We start from the raw sequence: 1,526 nt of genomic DNA, 5'->3' as shown, positions 1-1,526 counted from the left end.
GTGGCTGAGTTTTCACAGGAATTACCATCACTATAGGTATAGGTCAGCACTTGAGTGCCCACTGAAGTATCAAAGTTGAACGTGCCGTCACCATTGTCGGTAACGCCTGTTCCACTATAGGTACCACCTGTTGGCATTCCTGAACCTGCTATATTTTGAACAAGTCCCGCATCTGTACACCAAGAGCCACCGGATACGGTCACTGTTGGAAGCTCATTGACCTCTAACGACGCTGTGGCACTATTGCTACAGTTGTCGCCATCGGAATAAGTGTAGGTCAAGGTCTGTGTTCCCACCGAAGTATCAAAGTTAAACGTGCCGTCACCATTGTCGGTAACGCCCGTTCCACTATAAGTACCGCCCAATGGCATGCCCGAACCTGCGATGTTTTGCACAAGTCCCGCATCTGTACACCAAGAGCCACCGGATACGGTCACCGTTGGAAGATCATTGACCTCTAACGACGCTGTGGCACTATTGCTACAGTTGTCGCCATCGGAATAAGTGTAGGTCAGCGTTTGTGTGCCCACCGAAGTATCAAAGTTGTACGTGCCGTCCCCATTGTCGGTAACGCCAGTTCCACTATAGGTACCACCTGCTGGCATTCCTGAACCTGCTATATTTTGTACAAGTCCCGCATCTGTACACCAAGAGCCACCCGAAACAGTCACTGTCGGAAGATCATTGACTTCTAACGACGCTGTTGCAGAGTTTTCACACGAATTACCATCACTATAGGTATAGGTCAGGGTCTGAGTGCCCACCGAAGTATCAAAGTTGTAAGTGCCATCACCATTGTCGCTAACGCCAGTTCCACTATAGGTACCACCTGTTGGCATTCCTGAACCTGCTATATTTTGAACAAGTCCCGCATCTGTACACCAAGAGCCACCGGATACGGTCACTGTTGGAAGCTCATTGACCTCTAACGACGCTGTGGCACTATTGCTACAGTTGTCGCCATCGGAATAAGTGTAGGTCAAGGTCTGTGAGCCAACCGAAGTATCAAAGTCGAACGTGCCGTCACCATTGTCGGTAACGCCCGTTCCACTATAGGTACCACCTGTTGGCATACCCGAACCTGCAATGTTTTGAACAAGTCCCGCATCTGTACACCAAGAGCCACCGGATACGGTCACTGTTGGAAGGTCATTGACCTCTAACGAAGCGGTTGCACTATTGCTGCAGTTGTCGCCATCACTATAAGTATAGGTCAGCGTTTGCGTGCCTACCAAAGTATCAAAGTTGTACGTACCATCACCATTGTCGGTAACGCCCGTTCCACTATAGGTACCGCCCAATGGCATGCCCGAACCTGCGATGTTTTGCACAAGTCCTGCATCTGTACACCAGGATCCGCCAGAAACGGTCACTGTTGGAAGCTCATTGACCTCTAAAGACGCTGTGGCTGAGTTTTCACAGGAATTACCATCACTATAGGTATAGGTCAAGGTCTGTGTGCCCACCGATGTATCAAAGTTGTACGTGCCGTCACCATTGTCGGTAACGCCAGTTCCACTATAGGT

At 49.7% G+C, this 1,526-nt stretch carries 1 protein-coding gene; it reads right to left on the bottom strand.

The features are described from left to right. Window positions 1–1,526, bottom strand: a 1,526-nt coding sequence (locus tag ESZ48_RS19450; RefSeq protein WP_190246317.1) for a hypothetical protein, incomplete at both ends; no start/stop codon positions are given.

The sequence above is a fragment of the Gelidibacter gilvus genome (assembly GCF_004115975.1).
Taxonomy (GTDB): domain Bacteria; phylum Bacteroidota; class Bacteroidia; order Flavobacteriales; family Flavobacteriaceae; genus Gelidibacter; species Gelidibacter gilvus.
Note: the sequence above shows the minus strand (reverse complement) of the source record. Positions and strands in the feature narration are given on the sequence as shown.